The organism is Sphingomonas sp. LR55 (assembly GCF_036856015.1).
Lineage (GTDB): Bacteria > Pseudomonadota > Alphaproteobacteria > Sphingomonadales > Sphingomonadaceae > Sphingomonas.
Genome location: NZ_JASPFO010000001.1, coordinates 3,011,503 through 3,032,143, shown reverse-complemented (window position 1 = coordinate 3,032,143; position 20,641 = coordinate 3,011,503). Strand labels below are relative to the sequence as shown.

The 20,641-nt window shown below is 58.3% G+C and carries 22 protein-coding genes and 1 tRNA gene; 8 read left to right on the top strand and 15 right to left on the bottom strand.

What is annotated here, in order from left to right:
* Nucleotides 1-3 precede the first annotated feature (3 nt).
* The 3 genes from QP181_RS14550 to QP181_RS14540 all read left to right on the top strand — a co-directional run bounded on the left by QP181_RS14550 (nt 4) and on the right by QP181_RS14540 (nt 5,149).
* The gene (locus QP181_RS14550) at nt 4-1,788 is read left to right on the top strand and encodes a hypothetical protein (protein ID WP_333928996.1); all 1,785 of its coding nucleotides are present in this window, start codon (nt 4-6) and stop codon (nt 1,786-1,788) included.
* A gap of 409 nt (nt 1,789-2,197) precedes the next feature.
* Nucleotides 2,198-3,868: a hypothetical protein gene (locus QP181_RS14545; protein ID WP_333928995.1), complete on the top strand. Its 1,671-nt coding sequence runs from the start codon at nt 2,198-2,200 to the stop codon at nt 3,866-3,868.
* Nucleotides 3,869-3,913: 45 nt separating this feature from the next.
* The gene (locus tag QP181_RS14540; protein ID WP_333928994.1) at nt 3,914-5,149 is read left to right on the top strand and encodes a lysophospholipid acyltransferase family protein; all 1,236 of its coding nucleotides are present in this window, start codon (nt 3,914-3,916) and stop codon (nt 5,147-5,149) included.
* A 17-nt stretch (nt 5,150-5,166) separates the two neighbouring features.
* Here the strand turns inward: QP181_RS14540 and QP181_RS14535 are convergent, their stop codons facing one another.
* The 4 genes from QP181_RS14535 to QP181_RS20080 form a co-directional block, all read right to left on the bottom strand.
* Nucleotides 5,167-5,748 (bottom strand): recombinase family protein, encoded by a 582-nt coding sequence (locus QP181_RS14535; protein WP_333928993.1) that lies wholly within the window; start codon nt 5,746-5,748, stop codon nt 5,167-5,169.
* A gap of 210 nt (nt 5,749-5,958) precedes the next feature.
* Nucleotides 5,959-6,588, bottom strand: coding sequence for a hypothetical protein (locus QP181_RS14530; protein WP_333928992.1), 630 nt, complete (start codon nt 6,586-6,588; stop codon nt 5,959-5,961).
* Nucleotides 6,585-7,442: a DUF4747 family protein gene (locus QP181_RS14525; protein ID WP_333928991.1), complete on the bottom strand. Its 858-nt coding sequence runs from the start codon at nt 7,440-7,442 to the stop codon at nt 6,585-6,587. The genes QP181_RS14530 and QP181_RS14525 overlap by 4 nt, the downstream gene beginning before the upstream one ends.
* Nucleotides 7,443-7,543: 101 nt before the next feature.
* Nucleotides 7,544-7,810 (bottom strand): DUF6626 family protein, encoded by a 267-nt coding sequence (locus tag QP181_RS20080; protein WP_443027548.1) that lies wholly within the window; start codon nt 7,808-7,810, stop codon nt 7,544-7,546.
* A gap of 119 nt (nt 7,811-7,929) precedes the next feature.
* Here QP181_RS20080 and QP181_RS14520 point away from each other — a divergent pair, with 119 nt between their 5' ends.
* From QP181_RS14520 to QP181_RS14510, 3 genes are all read left to right on the top strand, one after another.
* The gene (locus QP181_RS14520; RefSeq protein WP_333928990.1) at nt 7,930-8,403 is read left to right on the top strand and encodes a hypothetical protein; all 474 of its coding nucleotides are present in this window, start codon (nt 7,930-7,932) and stop codon (nt 8,401-8,403) included.
* A gap of 324 nt (nt 8,404-8,727) precedes the next feature.
* Entirely contained in the window at nt 8,728-9,192 is a 465-nt protein-coding gene (locus QP181_RS14515; protein ID WP_333928988.1) for a hypothetical protein, read from the top strand.
* 1 nt (nt 9,193) lies between these two features.
* Entirely contained in the window at nt 9,194-9,532 is a 339-nt protein-coding gene (locus QP181_RS14510; RefSeq protein ID WP_333928987.1) for a DUF3768 domain-containing protein, read from the top strand.
* Between the two features lie 199 nt (nt 9,533-9,731).
* On the opposite strand, the gene QP181_RS14505 is transcribed toward QP181_RS14510, so the two are convergent.
* Nucleotides 9,732-10,940: a hypothetical protein gene (locus tag QP181_RS14505; protein WP_333928986.1), complete on the bottom strand. Its 1,209-nt coding sequence runs from the start codon at nt 10,938-10,940 to the stop codon at nt 9,732-9,734.
* Nucleotides 10,941-11,184: 244 nt separating this feature from the next.
* On the opposite strand from QP181_RS14505, the gene QP181_RS14500 reads away from it, so the two are divergent.
* Nucleotides 11,185-12,945 (top strand): TRM11 family SAM-dependent methyltransferase, encoded by a 1,761-nt coding sequence (locus QP181_RS14500; RefSeq protein WP_333928985.1) that lies wholly within the window; start codon nt 11,185-11,187, stop codon nt 12,943-12,945.
* Between the two features lie 391 nt (nt 12,946-13,336).
* Here the strand turns inward: QP181_RS14500 and QP181_RS14495 are convergent, their stop codons facing one another.
* From QP181_RS14495 to QP181_RS14485, 3 genes are all read right to left on the bottom strand, one after another.
* Complete coding sequence (locus tag QP181_RS14495) at nt 13,337-14,440, bottom strand: tyrosine-type recombinase/integrase (protein ID WP_333928984.1); 1,104 nt, start codon at nt 14,438-14,440, stop codon at nt 13,337-13,339.
* A gap of 379 nt (nt 14,441-14,819) precedes the next feature.
* A tRNA-Phe gene (locus tag QP181_RS14490) sits at nt 14,820-14,895 on the bottom strand.
* 53 nt (nt 14,896-14,948) lie between these two features.
* The gene (locus QP181_RS14485; RefSeq protein ID WP_333928983.1) at nt 14,949-15,122 is read right to left on the bottom strand and encodes a DNA gyrase inhibitor YacG; all 174 of its coding nucleotides are present in this window, start codon (nt 15,120-15,122) and stop codon (nt 14,949-14,951) included.
* A gap of 78 nt (nt 15,123-15,200) precedes the next feature.
* Here QP181_RS14485 and QP181_RS20075 point away from each other — a divergent pair, with 78 nt between their 5' ends.
* Nucleotides 15,201-15,398 carry a hypothetical protein gene (locus QP181_RS20075; protein ID WP_443027547.1) on the top strand — a complete coding sequence of 66 codons (198 nt, stop codon included), beginning with the start codon at nt 15,201-15,203 and terminating at the stop codon, nt 15,396-15,398.
* On the opposite strand, the gene QP181_RS20070 is transcribed toward QP181_RS20075, so the two are convergent.
* The 7 genes from QP181_RS20070 to QP181_RS14455 form a co-directional block, all read right to left on the bottom strand.
* Nucleotides 15,365-15,718 (bottom strand): hypothetical protein, encoded by a 354-nt coding sequence (locus QP181_RS20070; protein ID WP_443027546.1) that lies wholly within the window; start codon nt 15,716-15,718, stop codon nt 15,365-15,367. The genes QP181_RS20075 and QP181_RS20070 overlap by 34 nt on opposite strands.
* A 55-nt stretch (nt 15,719-15,773) precedes the next feature.
* Nucleotides 15,774-16,076 (bottom strand): hypothetical protein, encoded by a 303-nt coding sequence (locus tag QP181_RS20065; RefSeq protein WP_443027545.1) that lies wholly within the window; start codon nt 16,074-16,076, stop codon nt 15,774-15,776.
* Complete coding sequence (locus tag QP181_RS14475) at nt 16,069-16,635, bottom strand: Maf family protein (RefSeq protein WP_132734885.1); 567 nt, start codon at nt 16,633-16,635, stop codon at nt 16,069-16,071. Before QP181_RS14475 ends, QP181_RS20065 begins: the two co-directional genes overlap by 8 nt.
* 49 nt (nt 16,636-16,684) lie before the next feature.
* Complete coding sequence (gene infA, locus QP181_RS14470) at nt 16,685-16,903, bottom strand: translation initiation factor IF-1 (protein WP_031441079.1); 219 nt, start codon at nt 16,901-16,903, stop codon at nt 16,685-16,687.
* A 184-nt stretch (nt 16,904-17,087) separates the two neighbouring features.
* The gene (locus tag QP181_RS14465; RefSeq protein WP_333928982.1) at nt 17,088-19,010 is read right to left on the bottom strand and encodes a DNA methyltransferase; all 1,923 of its coding nucleotides are present in this window, start codon (nt 19,008-19,010) and stop codon (nt 17,088-17,090) included.
* Entirely contained in the window at nt 18,998-19,348 is a 351-nt protein-coding gene (locus QP181_RS14460; RefSeq protein WP_333928981.1) for a DNA methyltransferase, read from the bottom strand. Before QP181_RS14460 ends, QP181_RS14465 begins: the two co-directional genes overlap by 13 nt.
* A complete protein-coding gene (locus QP181_RS14455; protein ID WP_333928980.1) occupies nt 19,345-20,529 on the bottom strand; it encodes a type IIL restriction-modification enzyme MmeI in 1,185 nt (394 codons plus the stop codon). Before QP181_RS14455 ends, QP181_RS14460 begins: the two co-directional genes overlap by 4 nt.
* Nucleotides 20,530-20,641 lie beyond the last annotated feature (112 nt).

Below are 20,641 nucleotides of genomic sequence, written 5' to 3'. Positions count from 1 at the left end.
TCGATGCTCGTGATGGTTCCGCAGGGCTGCGACGAAGCAGGATCTGCCAGGCTCGTGCAGCAATGGGTTGATGGGCATTTCTGTATGCCCGCAAGCTATTCGAACCATACCCCTATCTGCATCAACTTGGTCTCGGATGGTCTTGAATCCAGCGCGCATTTTGCCAGTGCAATTTGTCAGGCGATTGAAAAAAGATTGGCGATCAAGGTCGATACCTGTGCCCAAGACTTCCCGACTGACATTCTGCAAAATAGTATTGAGGCGGCGATCGAGGCGGGCGCCTATCCAATTTTAATGATTGAGCGCTTCCACGCTTTTGCCAGTATTCGGGACGGGGGTATGGCGTCCATGCTGTCGCGGCTCAGGAGTATGGAAAGCGACGGTCAGCTGACGACCCTCGCGTTTTCACCAATTGGCTATGACGCCATCCGACGTTTGATGGACAGCGAGCAGCCCTTTTTGAACTCGGTCTATGGCGATATGCATGACGAGGCGATAATGACGCCGCTCGGCAACGCCGATTTCCTTGCTGAAGCCGCGTCGCGCAACGTTGACCAAGCCACTGCCCATCGCCTTTTCAGCCTAGGCGGCGGTCCAGACACCGTGTTCGTGGCGCTGTTGGATCTCGCGCCATGCGATCGCATGACATTGATCAGTCAGTGCGCCGCGCGCTCGGGTCCCGCGATTGACCGGTTCCTGGCGCGAGTTCTTCCAGCAGGTGCGGAATCCGAGCATCTCCTTGCCAACCTCGCAGTGGGACGGGTCAACGCTGCGCAGGAAGCTGCTTTGCTGAACCATCCCCTGTCTAACTTCTTGTGCAAGCGGAACAGTGCGGGTGAGCTTGTCTGCGCGAGCCCGGTAATCGCTCGGCGCATTCTGACAAAGGATCTTTCGATCTGGGCTCAATATGGACAATGCCTGCAGTCGATGGAGGCATCAGATTTCGTAGCTGCCGCCGAGATGACGCTGACGATGAGCGACCAACACCCAAGGCTCGCGACATTTCGGAACCTGGTCGTGATCCGTGGCGCATTGACAGCCGTTCCTGGCCGGGGCTTGCTTGGATTCGATTGGCAGGCTGCAGCAGACGCTTCAAAGCGCATCCGGCAGATCGGCGCACCTGGGCTGGAAGCCTTTCGAGGCTGGTTGGACGTCGTCGATCAGGCAACTGCCCTAATAGTAGATCGCAAATCCGTGCGCCTACAGGCTGATCTGTTCACGCGACGTGCCGCTGAGAAGGCTGTCCGTCATCTGCTTTTGTTCATGATGAGTGCATTGGTAGAAGCCGCCGGTAAACTGGTCGATCCAGCCAGCAGAGTTCATACACTTGTGAACCTGCCGGAAGCGATCCTGCAGTCGCTTGCTTCGGGCTATTGCGAAATCGATTATGCGAACCCGCCGGAAGTTCCTCCCGAAGCGGACTATGACCGATATTTCAATGCAAAAGAGGCTTTCGCCTTCCCGCCGGCTAGCATGAAATTAACGCTGGGCGCCCTACTCGTCATCGTCCCAGCGCTGCTCTCACAACGTATGGAGCGGTCAGATAATCAGCTGACGGACCCGGAAAAGATCCGGCCGTTGCAGCAGAAGCTTGTCGATGCAGTAAGGAACCCTGCGTCGCACACGATCGCAAATTTTTCATCGAAGGATGCCGTTTTACTCGAAGAACTTAGCCGCGCTTGGCTTGGCGAGTGGTGCGGCTTCGAAGGTCTTTCTTCCGCGGCCGAGCTTCCGATTGCGTGCTTGGCACCTGACGCAGAACAATTAAGGTGCATCTTGACCGAGTGATCAGGTCTCTCGGTTGCACAATAAATTCGCGATGAGCAACAGAGCGGATAGCTGGAAGAAAGCACGGTGACGCAATCCGAAGGTGCGCCCGATCTTAGCTAAGACCCGCGTCTTAGGCTAAGACAACGATCCTGTTGATCGCATGGGTTAAAACCGGCATAGAGGCTGCGCGTTGGTGAAGCGGCATACGCCGTTTTTGCTCTGATCCGACCGCCGCCTTTCGTGGGCGGCCGGCGCAAGCCGAAGGATCGCCCCTAGGTAAACGGGCCTAGGCGAACCGCCAGGAACGCAGGGCGGGCTTCTCGACACCGATGAGGTGCCGGGGACGCCCGTGTCTTGCCTGCGCACCACGACTGTCTCCGACATCTCCTCCGTATCGAGATACGCTCGCTGCGACCGGAGACAACCAATGCTACTTTCCAACGGGCCGACGCCGTTCGACCTCATCCTCGATTTCAACGAGCGGTTCGGCCGAGCGGTAACTGCGAGCAAGCAGAGCGAACGTGATAAGCTGCTCGTGCAGGCGGGCGGATTCCTGCATCTCCAGCAGTTGGGAGGCTTAGCTAAGACAGGGGAAATAGACGGCGAACCGATCTATCAAGCTGCCGATGCCATCATGTCTTTGTTTGCTGAGCGGAACATCAAGAACAAGGTCGACGTATTCAACCATTGCTCGCAGCTGGTCCTGGGTTATGTCGTGGACACCATCACGGACAAGGTCGCCAAGAAAGAGGCACGCAACCTCGTCGACCGAGGCGCAAAGCTGTTCAAGGCGCTCCACTATTTTGCCTTTGCCGATCCCGCAACCTTTCCTTCTGACGAGGTTGCGCTTGCGGACTGGATCGCGGCTAATGGTGGCATCGACGGCGTAGTGGGAGCCCATAAGGAGGCTCTGGGCGGCGGCGAAGGTGATATTAGCGAAGAAGTCGTCGATTTCGATCTCGATCAGTTCGGCCGGGCGCTTGATATCAACGGAATTACCGCTACGCCCGCCTTACCATTCGCCCCCGACATTACTCTGAGCATCACGCGAATGGGTAGCGACGGCAATATGCGGATCGTACCGCTTTCTGCTGTCCCGGCCAGCGTCATCGGTCAGCTCGCTCCCTATCTGCCGGCGCTAGATGCAGGACTGCCGGATCAGGTTCGGTATTGGGCGAACGTATCGACCGTCTGCATGATGTTTGATCGGCAGGTTAGCGATGAGGTCGCGCGACCGGATGAAGAGACGTACGCGGGTAGCAGCATGATGCCCAGCTTGCCGATCGTGATGCTCACCGGACGGTCTGCTCTGACAGTCGCCGCATCGCGCGTTGCGGCCGGCGTGGTTGTACGTGTGACCGGCAAGGTCGACACCGTGTTGCCGGCCGGCGAGATGAGCTGGCCTTACCATTTCAACGGCAGCGCGACGAAGAAGCTGATGGGGCAACTCGCGGGCGGAGTGTCGAGGGCGTCGTTTAATGGCGCGCGGTACAGCAAGGACACCCGCCTATTGACCTTTGAGAGCCGGAATGAGCGCATCAAGCCATTCTCTGTGCGTGCGTTGCCACTGTTGTCGTTCGGTTCCTCGAAGCATTCTCGTCAGTGGACCATCGATATACGATCGTTTTCGGCGACTGGCACCTCACAGGTCGAGTTGGAGAACGGGAAGCTCCCGGACCTGCTGACTAAATTTGCTGTGAAAGCCGCGACAGGGCGGCACGCGACGGTAGTGAAAATAACCAAGGGCAACCTGACGTTCGCGCAAGGCGACAAGGCCGCCCCAGTGTCGATACCGGCGGTGGGCGACCGTTCAGGTATTGCAACGATTTCCAGCGTCGATCTATTCCGGGTCGTCAATGTGATCAATGAAGTCGGTCCGATCTCGGTGAAGATCAGCATCGACACTGGCGGACTGGTCGAATTCGACTGCGAGACGCGAGTAGCGCGATATCAACTGTTTGTGCCCACGCTACTCGAAGGCGGGGTACGAAATCCGGCTATGTTCGAGCGTGTAGAGCGACCTCGCTCTTGCCCGGCCGCTGATGAAGCTGCGTCTGCTTCTCAAGACGCCTCAGCCGCCAACCAGCAAGCTGCCTGATACTCCAACTCCGGTGCCTGCGGGCACCGGCATAGGGATGCCGACATGACAAAACTCTACACGGGCGCGCCGTACAATGAGCGTGCGACCTTCACGAACGCGGGTCAGCCTCGCACGCATGGCTTTATAAATCGGCCGGATGCCAGCGTCAGGCCGATGGGGTTGCCGTCTTGGTTGTCCAAGGTTGCCGATCTCGATTACCTCGACCCGACGAACCCATTTTTCCACGTTGATCGAGCCCTGTTTTCACTAGGACATTATCTTGGCGCGTCAGTGCCAATGGGTATGTTTAGCCGGCGTCCCGGATGCGGCGTCACGATCCTCGGCGATAGTGGCGGGTACCAGCTGCTGAAAAATCCGGCTCTCTGGCGTGGCGATGCGACACGTCAGTGGGTCGTAACCGCTCTAGAGCACCACACAGACGAGGCTATGACCCTCGATATTCCAAGTCGCGGCGTCGCGGCCGGAACACCATGGCCAACGTTTAGGGCGGCGCTCGATATCACCGTTGAGAATCTCAAATATTTCGATCGCCACCGAGTTGGGAAGACGCGCTACTTAAACGTCCTTCAGGGCGAAAACCGTAGTGACGCCCTCGCCTGGTATCGTGAGGTAAAATGGTTTCCGGCAGGCGGATGGGCTTTTGGTGGCAAGATGCGCGAGGACTTCTCACATCTTTCCGACATGCTCGTGCGAATTGCTGACGACGGCTTACTTACGCCGGATCAGAACCGTATCCATGTCCTTGGTATGGCTGATATTGGATCGGCGGTTGCGCTGTCTGCAATTCAGCGGGGTCTTAGGAAGCGCCTAGGCGACGATGACCTGCTGATTACCTTCGACGTTTCGTCGCCAACCTTGCTCGCATCTCAGAGGCAAGCTACCGGGTTTCCACGCGTATCTAGCAGCTTGTTTAGCTCGACAAACTTCTTTCCCCAGGTTGTTGATCGGCCAGGCTACGCCACTGTACCGTTCCCCATTCGGCATACCGCTGTGGGTTCTCGCATGTTGATGGGTGAACTGTGCGTGCCAAGACCTAAATCGATCGCTCGCACCGATTGGGACGGACTTAGTGAAGAGTTGCTGATCCATCACAACGTCGAAGCTTTGCTGTTCGCAATCGACGCCGCGAACAGCATTATGGAACTGCATCCAGTCGACGCTTCCGCGCTCGCCCCTAGCTGGGTGGTAAACAGCTACCAGGCGCTCATGAACGCGTGTCAGGCGAAAGACCCACTAGCTTATTTGAGACCGGCGATGGCAGACCTTCGGCGGATGTAGGGGCCTCCGCGATTCAGTCACGGCGCCGGCGTCATATCGTGACGGCAATCGACGGATAGCTTGTTCAGGTGCCGATAGACGCTCGCGCGGCCGACGCCCATTTCACGGGCGATAGTCGCCGGTGGTATCCCTGCCGCCATCAGTGTTCCAATGCGAGCCGTATCGATACTAGGCTGGCGACCGCGATAGACCCCATTCGCCTTGGCACGTTCGATGCCGTCCCGCTGCCGGTCGCGGCGGATGTCGGCCTCGAACTCAGCTACTGCACCGAGGATCGACAAGGTAAGCTTGCCAGTGCTGGTCGTCGTGTCGATGCCAGACTGCTGGATCACGCGAAATCCGCATCCCTTGGTAGTCAGCCTTTCGATTAGGCGGTGTAGGTCCACCACCGATCGCGCCAAGCGATCGAGACGGGTTACCGCCAGAACGTCGCCGTCGCGCACGAAGTCGATCGCATCCCCCAGGGCCTCACGCCCTTCGACTGATCGACCACTACGCTTCTCCGCAAAAATCTTTACGCAGCCGGACGCAGTGAGGTGCTCGTGCTGTACTTCGAGGCTCTGGCTGCTGGAACTGACGCGCGCGTACCCGATAATCATCGCATCTCCTGTCTCGGAAGGGTGTAGACCTATGGCACGATGCGTCTCGGAAGCGCTGCGTCAACCTAAAGGAGACGCTGAACGCGTCTCGGCTACATGTCTCGGTCGAGTAAACCTGAAAGCGACTAACGCTGTACTCCCGATAATCCCCGTAGTGACGCGTCGTTAGATAGTCCCTAGTGCGGAATACGCGTGCCGACGTCAGTTCATCTATTCTGTCTTACTCCCTGCGGAAGATGTGGCCGGCGGCGCTGCGGGTAAAGCCGCTATTTGTTGCACTACGGAAGCGGCCTTGCCACTCATGATGGCCAACCTGTAGGCAGCTAGCGCCGCGCCAACTAGCAAGACAACTGCATAGACCGTTAAGAAGTATCCGACCGCTCCCGCGAGGCTGGAGAGTATGAGTCGGACCGTTGCGGTACTAGCTTCCGTCAGAGGCAAAAGCCCAACACCGTCGATGAATAGAGTGGATCTGTTCGCGAGTGCGAAGATGATCGCGGAAGTCTGAACCAAGATGAAATGCAAAAAGGTGGCATTAACTATTCTGAGGTTGGTTGAGCGGCCATCAGCGGTAGGAACGTTAAGCGCTGCCAACAAGCGTTCATTTGCCAAACTAAAAATCAGCGCATATGCGCCAAGGCTAAAACCAAGAAGGTTTGGCAAAAGCGATAGTGGCAGATCGGTCCAGTCGGGTTTGAGCCAAGCCGAATAAGATGCTCCGGCTACGGCAACTGAGAAGTGAAGGAGCGGCGAACGGAAAAAGTCACGCCAGCCTCCATAGTCGCGCCAATAACGCGACAAAGCTCCCCACAAACCCCTGTAGCTGGCCGGCAGCCTCATCCTTGGTTCGCTTCCATGCCACGCCGTAAACGGTCAAAAGCGGTCGCTTCACTTTCTACCTCAGGATCATATCGCGTCTGATCGACGCGCGGGCTATCTCGCGTCGATATCCGGACATGACCATCGCCGTTGTAACCACGCGCTTCGATTTCGCCGTTAGTGAGGGCTGCCGTGCCAAGCCTTCGAAGGCTTGGCGTCTCCTGCAATGATCCCCCGGGCGGCGCTGTGTAAGCAACTTCAATCCGTTGCGCGTGAGCCGCAGCAAGCTGATTATCGATTTGCCCCTCGAGATCATCGCCCCATATGTCGGGATTGGGGCGGTCGATTATGAAGCGAACGCTCTTCAAACGCCGCAGGGTAAAGATGCGATCAAGAGACGCACGATCTTGCAGGATGCTGATTTTCACCGATCCGAAGCGATCCACGATTGCGCGTTCGTCCGAGAGCGCACGGAAAATCACCTCCGCGCTTCGTGGGGTTAGTTGTCGCCCTCCGCTGTACTGCTCGAAGGTAAGCAGATGCTTCTGAATGTTTATGCCAAATCGAAACGCCGACGAATTCGGATGGGCGTTTGCCGGAATACTGATCTGTCGGAGTAGATCAGGATCAGCGTCGTCTAAGCTGTTTTCATCGAACCAGCGGCTTTTTGGATCAATCTTCGTAAAGGTGCGAAGGTAGCCGGTGATCAGGCCCTTCTCGGCACCGCGTCGATCGAGAAGTGTTATCATCCCGAACCGGTCACCTCGAATACGAACCGGCATCCGCAGACCATAAATTGCCTGTAGGTATTCGTCGTAAAGCTCGGGTGAATGCGGGTGTAGCCGAATGTTTAACGCGCCGACCGCCAGCTTCAATTCTTTCGCCACGTCCCCCCCAATCGCATTTGCGGGTAGAACTATGCCAGCGTCGGGTCAGCGGCAAGCCGCCTGTATGGTGATAATCAAATGCCGTTGCGTCAGCGGCATTGCGTTAGTGCCCGTGACATAACGCGGTGGGCGAGGTCGCCCGCGAGGGCTTCGACGGGGCTTCCGGTTCCCGCACGAGCCATATCACGCAGGCAGATGGCGAGTTTAAGCAGCGAGTGCAGGCTCGGCTTCGCCCCGGAGCAGCGCAAGTAATCGTAGTACCGTGGGGAGTGGCCGAGAAAGACGGTCGAAAAGACAGCGTGGCTCTGGGCCGCGCCCGTGCCTTTCAGGAACAAGAATACGTCATCGAGGATCATAGCAGCGTGCCTCCATTTGTGGGAACGCTCGTATTTATCGGTAGGCCCTTCAGATCGTTCGTGATGATAAATAGAATAATACGAGCCGACTAACGGAACTTGGTCAAATGGAGAGCAAGATGGCACAAGCCACATTGCCCGCAACGACGGGCGAAAAATATCGGGTCGAATGTGTTCGCTGGATGACCGATTTCAATCCTGACCTGTTCGTTACATTCGTCTTCAACCGGGGGATCGGCATGGATGAAGCGCAGGTGGCGCTGGAGAAGTTTCACGGGCACCTTGATCGCAAACTAATCGGTCGCGCGTTTCTGCGCCGCCCTGAAAAGCGAACGAATTATATCGCGACCATCGAAAAGCCGGACACCAACATCCACATCCATGCGCTTTTCAAGATGACCGGTATCCAGAAGCTGCGTTTTTGTCTGATTGCCGATGGCATATGGGAAAGCATGGTCAAGGGCGGTAATCTCGACATCCAAGCCGTCCACAATGCGGAAGGCGTCGCAGATTATATCACGAAAGAACTTCGACCCCAAACGAGTGATCGTCTTCTGCTGCCACGGCACAGGGAAGTTTCGTCCTCTCGGTAAATGTCGGGGGCTGCCGCCGCGCGAGGCCCTACGGTTTATCGACATATCATGCAGAACGCGGGCCGCTGATCGTGGGCCGCAGTGATAACTATCACCAGATGATATTGAAGATCAAGAAAGTAAGTCGAGAAATGATAAAGCCAAGGTAAACATGATAGCAGTAGAATTAAAAGTAAGATAGCGACGGATAAATCATAAAATGACGGCTAAAACGTGTTCATGGCGGAATAATTATTTTTGGGTATTTAATGACATCTTCCGCCAATCTCCGGTCGCTCTCAGGAGCGAAGGCATTAAGACTTGCTAGTCACAAATTGCAAGGAGATGCCCATGTCGATCCTTAAATCACTCAAGCTGGTTGCAGCTGCCCCGGCTAATCCAGGCACTGCCGAGCATGGTTTTCGTGCCAAGCTCCTCCAGTATCTCGCCGAACAGAAGGCACTAGCCGAGGCGGAAATCGCCGGAACGGCGTTTCGGGCAACCAAGAAGGTTACGCGCACCGACGAGGCGGGGCAAAAAGTCCGCGTCGAAGCGGCGCGTCATGTTCGCAAGGGTTGGTTCGCTGATGCCGGTGGCAAGATGTTCTTCCAGCTTCGCTACGGCAGCAAGCCGCTCGAATTCGCCAAGGGCATGAACGCTGTTTCAGTCCAAGACGTTAACGAGGTGCCGGACATCATCAGCTCGATCATCGAAGCGATCAACGCTGGCGAACTCGACCCGCAGCTGACCGCTGCCATTGCGGAGCGTAAGGCGAACTTCAAGCCGAAGGCGAAGAAGGCGACAAACTGATATGGCCGACGAGATGAGGCGGGCCGCGATCGCGGCCCGCCTCAACGATCGTCTGCGAAGGACCGGTGGCGGCGGCGAAATATGCCTGAGCTGTGGGGTCACGGCCTTGCCCATTGAGGCTCAGTTGGAGGTCTTCCTAGCCGTCCAGATGTTTACCGATTTCTCGTCAGAAAACGATCCGCACGGCGAACATGATTGCGCGTTCCTGAGTGCGGCAGGTCAGCAGATTATCTGGAAGATCCATTACTACGATAGGGGGCTCAGCTTCCGATCACGCGATCCGGCCAGTTCCGCCCTGACGCGCAGGGTTCTTACGATCATGTTGGTAGAGGAATGCTGACGATCTACGCCATCACGTTAGTAGACGAGGCAAAGTAAAAAATAAGACGCTTTACTAATAAAGTATTCGGAGATGAGAATGTAAAAGTGCACTAATATTAGGCAATAGTAAAAAAGCCACCAATTACATCGCCGATAGAGTCATTTCATATCAACGAGTATTTTGGCTGTGAGAGTGTCACGGAAAAGCCATCGCTTCATTACTGCCGAAATACGCGGGACAAATCGAATATACTATGCAAGCCCGGGTTATTAATATCGTTTCGTGTAAATCCAATGATTGCGTCGAATAGCCATACAGGATGAGTATCCTGCCCATCGCGCATTATTTTCAGAGTAACTACCGGATCGACATACTCTGCGGCGTGGGTCTCTGCATGAGTATTTCCAATGAGAACGCAGCTGATAGCTCTCTGCGGACAATCGTGTTTGTAGCGAGCGAACCTCAGCAGCTGAGCCATTCCCTTTTTCACATCGTCGGTCCGGTCTAAGCCCGGCAGCTCTTTCGTGTTCGCAACTCGCTTCTCCACGGAAACGCCGTCTTCCCTAACAGAGAAGTTGCCACACCCAAATCGGTGCCACCGCGTGTCACGAGGTTCATTTACCCACGCTCGGTAGCGATCAAGGTGCAACTTCCAATTCTGGACGATGGTCTCAAGGTGGTTTGGATCCCCTAAAAGCGTGGCTAGTTGTGGCAGAGGCCACACGTCACTATCCAGAACAGTAGGTGGAGTTATGGGCAAGTGATAGTCAGATGCCGCAAGATATATCGTCATGTCCTTTGCGTCTCTTGCGCTAATCCGATGCCAGCGATGCCCTCCCAAGCTGGGCGCTGCTGAAAGTCCAATTCTCAGCGGGTAAACGATCAGCGGCTTAGCCTTAACTTCTCCGAATATCAGGTGCTGTTCGCTGGCAAACGTGAGGTCAAACTCTCCCCTGATCCCGCCGCCGTCACGCATCACTATTTCAGGAGCTGTTTTCAAGAATACGCCCCGCAAGATCGCTTTAAGGATCTTGATGCCAAAATCGCCAATAGCCCTACCACCTGGTTTGGCGAGGCGTTCGACACGAGGATAATCCTTAAACGGAAAAGAGCCGCGTGGCTCGGCCTTCCGTACGGCGTCCGGGAGGTAGCATTCGTCCAGCGGCTTCCCCTTCGCGACGCAGTGGGGGCACATCCACGTGAGTGGGAAAAATGCTTGAGTTTCGTCGCAAACTACTGCGTCTGAGACGAACTCCGCCGATTTTTGAAGGCCATTGGTATAAAGCCCGGTGGCGCAAAGGTCGAAAAGTGCGGCGAGGTAAATGCCACTTTCTACCTCATTAAACCAAGCGGATGCCCTTGCACGGATCACCCCGTCAATGAAGATCTTTACGATATCGTCAAGCGCTCGATCGATCGCGTCCAACGGCGCCTGCTTCTGAAAGCCAGCTTTCGCAAAAAGTGCGGGTTCTAAAAGGGCGTAAGACTGGCATCCCAAGCGGTAGACGCATTGCTGACACGGCCCTTCCTTCGCAGTGCGCCCTTTACGCACGATAGGGGGCGAACCGCCAAGCGGAGAAGTGATCGATGGTAGCATTTTCAACCGATTTTGCGCGTTGAGCAATCACCTATCAGACGGTCGAGAATCCGTCCATCCGGGGGCGGGTTGGTTGACCCTCCTTCTGGCAGATTATAAGGACGCGACGACTGCAGAGAGGGTGCTCGTGGAATTTTGGGTTACGCTAAAAGTTGATTTTGAATGTGCTAATGAGCGACGCCTTGCCGAGTTGGAGCTTACGGCAATCTTGGGGCAAGATGTTTCCATCAATCGAGGCGATACGATAGTCTATCCGGTGGAGCAGCCAAAGGTCCTCTGCGACGCCGAATATCTTTATGTAATTGCTGGCGACGTTAACTTAGGGAAGGCCCTAAGGCGTTTGTCTTATTGGCATTCTATTATATTAAAACGGCACGATCTCGGTCATGTCGATGCAAAACTGCGAAATCTGTTGGTCCGAGAAACGCAGGATTACGTAGAAATACTGACGGCCTCGACCTTGCTTGAGAGATCACCGTACCTTAACTTTGACATTACGAAGATTACGGCGAAGGAAGGGTATCTGCTAACCGGCGACACGAATAGCCTGGCGGAAACGAGGATTAAGGTCAAAGGCGCGCATGATCGCAAGAGGAACGTGTATCTATCTCACGACTTCCACAAATATAAGGCGAAGTTCTTTCCGAGAATGGCAAGGGCGCTTATCAATATAACGTGCCCGGACGATAAAGATATATTGCTTGACCCTTTTTGCGGTAGCGGGACGGCAAACGTAGAAGCCACGATTATGGGCCTATCTTCTGTAGGTACCGATATCGATCCGTTGTCTGTGTTCATATCCCAGCAAAAGTCGAATCTTGAATTGAATTCCAATGAGGACGTTATATCTGCTTTGTGCAATATACCTTCCGTAGTTGGAGACGTGAAAGCTATATTCAAGCTTCCTAAGTTTTTACTTCGTGACCGCGCTGTTCATCTAACGGGGGCAGTCGCAGAGGCAATTGAAGCTGAGGTAGGGGAGGTTCTAAGCCGTGCACAACAAATAAAGAATGCGCATGCGAAATCTTTGGCGCAACTATGCATTAGTCACGCTTTGGCCACAAAGATCTCGTTGAGGTGGATGGGGACGGGTGACAATAGGTTCTCCGTAGAAGTTAGCAAAAGAAGCTTTACCGCTAATTTTCATAGCCAGATTAAATTAATATTTACCCGTCTTAAGCAGTATATCTCGATGCGAGATGCGGGTGTTATTAGTAACTCAGTCACTCCAGTCTTCAAAGTCGCGGATATTGCGGATCTGCCATTACCTAGCGGATCGATCTCCGGTATTGTGACATCCCCGCCATACCTGCCCGCATCCTCCGGGCGTGAAACATATTTGAGAAGCAGGGCAGCTTCGCTGATCGCACTTGGGCTGATGTCAGAAGAAGAGGTCATTGCTCGTGAAAGCGGCCTTATAGGCAGTATTATGGCAAAGCCAGACTTCAAAGCAAAGCTGCCGAAGGATGTAATTAGACTGGTCGAATGGATGCAGCCTCAACGCGCTAGAGGTCCGAAGGCTTTACCGACGTTGGCGTATTTTGAAAAGATGATCCTGGCTCTTGAACAGATGGCCCGTGTCTTAGAGCCAGGTGGAAAAGTGGCTTTTGTAGTAAGTAGATATCACTCGTTTTACGAGTTAGCTACAAAGGTAGTGGTCGAAAAATTCGATATGGTAAAAAATATTGTTGAATTGATTGAAGAAAGCGACGGCGCAATCCCGTTCAAATTCATTGAGTCGATCAACATAGAACTTGGAAAGGCGGATTTTAAAGCTAGGCCGGCCGGGCAGAATGCTTATTTCGAGGCAGTCATACTGCTGCAGAGGCTGTGACCGCGATAGGCAGTTAAGCCGAACATCGTTGGTGCTACGGCCGAGCTACATGGCGCGTTGAAACAGCTTACCCGCGGGCCGGGCCGATCGCGCGTTTCGTTGCAGTGTCCGTCTTACCATCCGACCAGCGTTCCAGTGGGTCACGGCCCCCGACTGGCCGGCCGCGCTGCTCGCTCCATCCAATCAGTTGCCCAGCGCGATCCCGATACTCCTGCTTCATCATTTGCCTCCTGCTGTAAGGCATCGACTCAAGTGCCTCAACGGGGAGGCGTAAACACCGGGATGAACCAACGTATCAGCGCGAGCGCCCCTGTGAGCGCCTCTGGCGGCCATGGCTTGTACGACAGTCCGACGATCGGTGGTGGCCCTGTACGACCCGCGCAAGGGGAGTTTACACCCATGCAGGGCGAAGAGCGTCCTTGAACTGTTCAACGCTGACCTGCCCGTAAAATTTATCGATCATGTCTGGGCTGGTGCCAGCGTTCCGCGCGAGGACAAAGACGTCGACGCCGGACCGTATCTGCTGCGAGATATAGAAATGTCGGAAACTGTAGCTATCTCGCTTCTTCCCACGATGGTCCGTCCTAAGGTTCGCAGCTTCGAGAAGGGCGGTCAGGCTGTTGTTCAGCGACGTAAGCCGGTTGCCGCTGACTGATGCGAATACGGGGTCACTATCGGTCGGCAAATTGTTATGATCCCGCTTCCAGAGCATCCATAACAGGTCGAGCGCTGCAAGCGCGCCGTGGTGCGGGATGAACTCTCGAAACTTAGCTTTGCCGCGCGCCATCAGGCGAATATCGCGTTTGCCGATCGGCGCGCCGATGCCCGCGCGGTACCCCAAGACGTCGCCCCAATTTAAATTACGTAGTTCGGTCGGCCGCATTCCGGAGTTCGCGGCAAGGGTAACGTATGCGTAGAGAACCGTTCGGTCGCGCCGAACTTCTTGATTGATTGCCGGGTCAATCATGCGTTGCTCGGCCAAGGTCCGCAATCGCTCAATCTCGGCGGCAGAGAAGCTAGGTCTTGGCGATGGCGGAACTCGGGGCGTATCGACATCGGGAATCTGGCTCTGATTAATGTATCCCCACTTCGCCGCCTGTCGAAAAAGCTGACGCAGCACCACCGCTTCGCCGCGCTGCGTGCTTAGGCTCGGTACGCGGCGCATGTCGGTCGCCGGCCGTTTGACGCGCCGGCCTTTCCGTTCATATTCGATATGAGTTTGATCTTTGCCGGGGCCCGTAATCCAGAAGCTTTTCCGCCAATCAACGTAGCGCGTGATATCCGCGTCAGTGATTGCATCGATCGCTTTGCCATCAAAATAGGGAATGAAATAGCGCCGCACCAACGGTTCGATGCGGTCGGCTCTATCGAAGCGCTTCTCGCCGAGACGAACAAGCTCGTGCATATTTTCGATAAATTCTTCGGCAATCGTCCGGAAAGTGCGCTGGACGGCCTTCAGACCGTTTTCGCTACGATACTGCGCCTCGTGCCACATTTTCGATGCAACGCGCCGCGCCTCAGCTTCATCGGTCGTCGCAAGCGACTTCCTGATCTGCCCTTCTCCTCGGATACTAAACCGTGTCCACCAGACGGTGCTGCCGGTTCGCCGAAATATTGCGAACGGCTCCTTTGCCGAAACTCGGCTTACTTCCATGCCTGATATGCTCCCAAAGCGTCGCGCTCGCTGGTTTGCGGAGTGCGCTTACCGTGCTTGCAACGTGCTAAATCGACGGCGGCTGACGTAGCGCACCTAGCGTTAACGCATTGAAACCGCTGAAGCCCCGAAAAAGCACGTGCTAGCACTGTGCTACCATAAGTCCGCTCACCAAGGAGAGCGAGAGCATCTCTAAGTCGCTGTAAAAATTGAGGAAAAATGGTGCCCGGAGACGGGGTCGAACCGCCGACACTGCGATTTTCAGTCGCATGCTCTACCAACTGAGCTATCCGGGCACGTCCGGTCTGGGACCGGAGAAGTGTCCGACCTTGCGATCGGAAGGGCGCGTTTAGTCGGGGTCTTCGGCGCTGTCCAGCCCCGTTTGCGAGATTGCGCGACCGGGAATGCGATACCCTTCGCCGAGCCACTGCAACAGGTCGCGGTCGCGGTGGCGGCTCGAACAGAACGGCTTGTATTCCGGGACTGCGGGCTGGTCGCAGATCGGGCATTTGACGATTGTCATCGTGCGCTCTCCAGTTCGTGAACGACGCCGGTGCGGCGCGCGAGTTCCGCGAGCCAGTCGGGGCGCATCATCAGACACGTGTGGACTGCTGCGGGCAAGGTGTGGCGGCGCGAGGCGGTCGGCGGGGTGCGTTCGAGCGTGCGGATCGCCGCTCGGGCCGCGGCGCCTATCGGATCGGCGCGGAGGATCTCGGGGATCGACGCGCGGGCGTGCGCGGACGATCTGGAGAAAGCCGAAGCCGTTCATCGCGGTGCGCTCGAACGGTTGCGGCAGTGATTCGTCGATCGCGGCGGCAACGGCGCTGCGTTGCGCCTTGCCGGCGAGGGTCGGGAAATCGATGCCGATCGAGCCGCCGATACCGTGTCGGCGAGATCGCGCGCCACGGCATGCGCGGCGGCGATCGCGAGCGTATCCAGCGGCGGTGCACCGTCGACATCGAACAACGTCATCGCTGGCGTCGGCGAAAGCCGCAGCGCGCCAAGCGGGAAGACGATCTCGCCACTCACGGCCTCGTCGAGCAGTTCGGACCAGCCTGCCGCCTCTAGCGCATCAGGTTCGTGCGCGCGGGGGCTGTGAACGGGCAGCCCGGTCGCCATGAGGCGCTCGTACAGCGTCGGGGCGGGGCAGGGGGGCAGGTCGCTCGGAACCGCCTTAGCGAGCTTCGCGCGGCCGGCCTCGGGCAGCGCCTCGCGGACGATCTCGACAGTCAGGCTCGCGCCTTGTGTAATGCCGGGGGAGATAGTTGATCAGCGCCTCGCCGCCATCAAGCGTGACGCGACCACGACGACCCGGAAGCAGTTCGACCAGACGCGCGCGGGCGACGAGGCCGACCTTCAGCGCGGTGCTGTCGTCCAACTCGATCGCGGCTTCGAGAATCTGATCATCGTCCACCAGCGCAGCGCGCGCTTCGCCGATGCCGGCTTCGTAGAGCCATTCAGGCCCGGTTTCAGGCAAGCGCGACGCCAGCCGTTTTCAGCAACGCACGCGTTTCGAACAGCGGCAGACCGACGACACCCGAATGGCTACCCGACAGGAAGCGCACGAATGCCTCGGCACGGCCCTGGATCGCGTAGCCGCCGGCCTTGCCCAGCCCTTCGCCGCACGCGAGATAGTCGTCGATTTCGGCAGGCGACAGCGGCTTGAACGCGACGATCGTGTCGGCGATGCGCGTGCGCACCTTGCCGGTCGCGTCGATCACGCAGACCGCGGACAGGCAGTGATGACGCCGGCCCGACAGCTTGCCGAGCAGGTCGCGCTGGATCTCCAGCGTGTCGGCAGGCGGCAGGATGCGGCTGCCGAGCGCGATCGTCGTGTCGCCGGCGAGCACGATCTCGCCCTCGGCGCGCGCGACCGCACTGGCCTTTTCCACCGCAAGGCGGAGCGCATAGGCGCGGGGCAGCTCGGCCTTGCGCGGCATTTCGTCGATATCGGGAGAGGCCACGCGCGACGGTACGACGCCGAGCCGCGCGAGCAGATCGCGGCGGCGGGGCGAGGAGGAGGCTAGAACCAGCACAGGTGCCTCGATGCTTGGGCTACGCAACCGCACGAACGGCGCGCGGCGCTTATTTGAAGCGGTAGGTGATGCGACCCTTGGTCAGATCGTACGGCGTGAGTTCGCACAGCACCTCGTCGCCGACCAGCACGCGGATGCGGTTCTTGCGCATCTTGCCGGCGGTGTGACCGAGAATCTCGTGGTCGTTTTCGAGCTGAACCCGGAACATCGCGTTGGGGAGGAGTTCCACCACGCGGCCGCGCATCTCGAGCAGTTCTTCCTTGGCCAAATATAATCTCTGAATTGGGGGAATTTCGGGACGAGCGCCCTTACCGCAGGTTCGCGAAAAAGGAAAGCTGGACGCGCAACGCACGACGCTCGCGATATTACTCGCGGACGCCGCCTCAAGCCTGCCACGTCAATATGGGGGAAAATGACGATTCGGCAATGGGCAGGACGATAACCCCGAGTTCTCAAGCGGCGCGGCGAAGCGTGTGGCGATCGCCATCGACAGCGACATGGCCAAGCCGGGCCAGCGCGGCGAGCGTCGCGGCGATCCGCGGGCGAACCTTCTGGCCTTGCGCATACCGGCGTGCGATCTCGTCGCTGGTCAGCCCGACGCCACCGCGCAGATCGGCGAGGACAGCCGCAGTCTGGCCGATCGCATCGCGCGGGAACTGCGGTTTGCGAAGTGGCGCGGCGGGTAGGTCCGCCTCGATCTGCTCCGCTCGCGCGGGCAGCGGCAGCGCGGTAAGCCCGGCGCGCGCGATCTGGTAGTCGGGGCGTAGCCAGCGGACGCGGCCCGCCTTTTCTTCGGCGTGACGCGCGGCGTTGAGCGCGACCAGGCGCGCGACGATGTCGGTGTCGCTGAGATCTGCAGGCCAGCCGTACGCGGTGGCGACGGCCGTATCGATGCGGTCGTGGAGTTGCGCGAGGATATCGACGCGACCGCGTTGGCGCTGGTCGTGTGCAACGGGATCGAACGCAGATCCCGAGCGAAGTCGTGCGAGCAGATTGTAGAGTCCGGTCATCGTCAGGTCGGTCTGCGTGTCGAGCACGTCCTTGCGCGCGACATCGAGTTCCTCCGCGAGGTCGCCGATCACAGTGCGCTGATCGGGCGTGGCATCGGGAAACGGAAACGGATCGGCAATCCGCGACTTGGTGTAGCGATGCCCCTGCTCGAACCGCGCGACGCCGATCAGCCCGCAATTGGCATAGGTCCATTGCAGATGCGCGCGCGACGAGAGCACGCCCAGCGAGAACCCGTCGTCCAGCGCAAAGCAGACGACCATGTGGTCGGGCGTCGTCGTCGCAGGCAGAAATTGCAGGATGCGGTGCTTGGCCGTCTCGGTCGTGCCGATGTAGCGCGACAGGTCGTGCAGCGCGGGACGGAACGTGCGGCGCGGTTCGCCGAAGATCCACCACCGATCCTTGAAGGCTGTGCGCCGATTGGTATCGCGCACCGGTTTCACGGTCATCAGCAGATGCTGGTAAATGGCCGGGAATATCGTGCGCAGAGCGGTCTCGTCATGACCATAGGCATCGATGATCCATCGGTTACTGAGATGACGAACAAGATCCGCGCCGCCGACATAGGGCTTGATTATGCCGGTCGCCGCAGGGGGCGAGATCGCGAGCAGATGGTGCGCTTCTGCCGCCGTCAGGACGAACCCGCGGGCTGCCAGCATCATGCCGTTGCACGACAGCCCGTCATTGGCGACGAGCGCGAACGCCGCTGCCGCGTTTGCACCGATCGAAAGGTCTGCGTTGATCCTGCCGCTCGTGGCCGCGAAGCCGAGCATCGGGGCGTCGGTATCGAGCCCGTGTTCCGCGACGATCTGGAGACGCTGACCGACCGGCACGCCGCGTTCGACCACGGTCATCGCGATCCGCACTGCCGCGGCGTCGGTGGTCGCCTTGGTCCAAGGGTGGTCGGGGATCGCAAGCACGATACCGATCGGTACTGGGGCTGCGAGCCGTTTCGTGATGACGCGTTGGCTGAATTCCTGCGTGATCGAGTTTGTCGTGACGAAGCCGAACCGCTTGAGCCGCGTATCTGCTTCGGTCAGGCGTTCGGCGGCGCGATCCCACCAATACATCACGAAATCGGCCGATCGGTTGATCTGCGGATGCGCCGTCCACAGCGCCGTCAGATAGCGTTCGCCAAACGCGCTGCGCATCGCCGCACCCTTGCCGATAAAGGGCGGATTGCCGACGATATACTCCGCATCCGGCCAATCGGGGCGGCGCGGATTGGTCAGCGTGCCGTCTTCGGCGACACGGTCATGCGCGAGGACGGCGTCCATCGTCGCGATATTGTCGAGCTTCTCCAGCACCGGGTCGGCGATCGTCCGGCGATTGCGCAATTGCCACTGGAGATAGCCTAGCCACAGCACGAGCTCGGCGATCGCCGCCGCGCGCGGTTCAGCTCGATCCCGAGGAAATGGCGCGGATGAACGGTGGCGGTCTCCAGCGCGAGCGCTTCCTGGCCACCGAGATCGGCGAGCACTTCGAGCACGTCGCCCTCCAGCCGCTTCATCAGTTCGAGCGCGACGTAGAGGAAGTTGCCGGTACCACAGGCGGGGTCGAGCACCGTCGTCGCGGCGAGACGTTCGTGGAAATCATGCACTGCCCGGATCGCCACCGCGGGACGCGACAACCGCTCGCGCTCGACCGTGCCGAGCACCTGCGTCTCCCATTCGCGCTGAAGCGGCTCGATGATCGTCGCGATCACCAGCCGTTCGACATACCGCGCGGCGTGTAGTGCGCACCGAGCCGCCGCCGCTCGACCGGATCGAGCGCCTGTTCGAGCAGCGTGCCGAAGATCGCGGGCTCGACCTCGGTCCAGTCGTGACGCGACGCTTCGAGCAGTTCGCCGATCTCCTCGCGTTGCAGCGGGATCGCGGTACGTTCGGCGAACAGGCCGCCGTTGAAGCGCCGCACCGTGCACCGCATTGCCAGCGAATACCCGCCGGTGTTCATCGCGCTCCACAGATCCTCCAGCATCGGCGCGAAGCTCGACGGATCGTCGCGCGCGTCGATCAGCATCTGCGTGAAACTGCCGCGATCGAGCAGGTTGGCACGCTGCGCGAACATCGTGAACAGGCAGCGCATCAGGAAATGCGCGACCGGCTCGGGCGCATGGCCACGATCCTCCAGCCGCTTGCTCACTTCGGCCAGGCGCCGGGCGATGTCGCGGGTTACGATCGCCGCGTGGCGGGCAGGATCGAGCGCGTGCGGATCGAGCCAGATTTTCCGCAGGCGATCGCGGATCGCCGGATCACGCAAATCGTCGAGATACAGGCGGAAGCCGGCACGGTCGGGGAATTGCCGGTACGCCTTGCCCTGGCCCGAGAAGTCCGCGAACAATTCGATCGCGTGGCCGACGTCGCAGACCAGGATGAATGGCGGCCAGCCGTGATCGGTCGGGAGGGCGCGAGCATATTGTTCGGCCTGCTCGCGGGCGTTGCGCATCAGCACGTCCCAACTTCGATGCGCGCTGCGCCGGCCGCGACGGTCGGCATCGTCGGGAGGCGGCAGGCCAGGCAGCGAAGCCTGTTCGGGGCTGGCAACCTCCTTGGTCCCACCGCGTTCGCGGCTTTGCTTGGCCTCGAGAACGAAGCAGCCGCGCCGATACAGGTCGATTCGGCCGTTGCGCTGGATGCCTCCGATATCTTGGAGTCGGACGGCACGTTCGAAGACATAGTCGTTGCGGTTGTGCGTCGCGTCGGCGGGATCGGGCACCGGCACGCCGATCAGCCGGCAGAGTTCGGTGAGGAAGAGGGGGAAGTTGGCGCGCTCGGCCCCGCCTTCGTTGGCTCTCCAGCGCGTGATGAACGCGTCTATGTCCGTCGAAGAAAGGACGTTGGAAGAGGCTGCGACCGGGGTGTTCATCCGGTCGCAGACTAAGTGCAATCAGTCGGTCGTCATCCGGAGGTGGGTGCGATCCTGCGCCAATCCGCGAATGTTCCGTAGGCGACTGCTCCGAAACGGATCAGCTGGCTTCGCCACCGATTAGCGCGGTCGG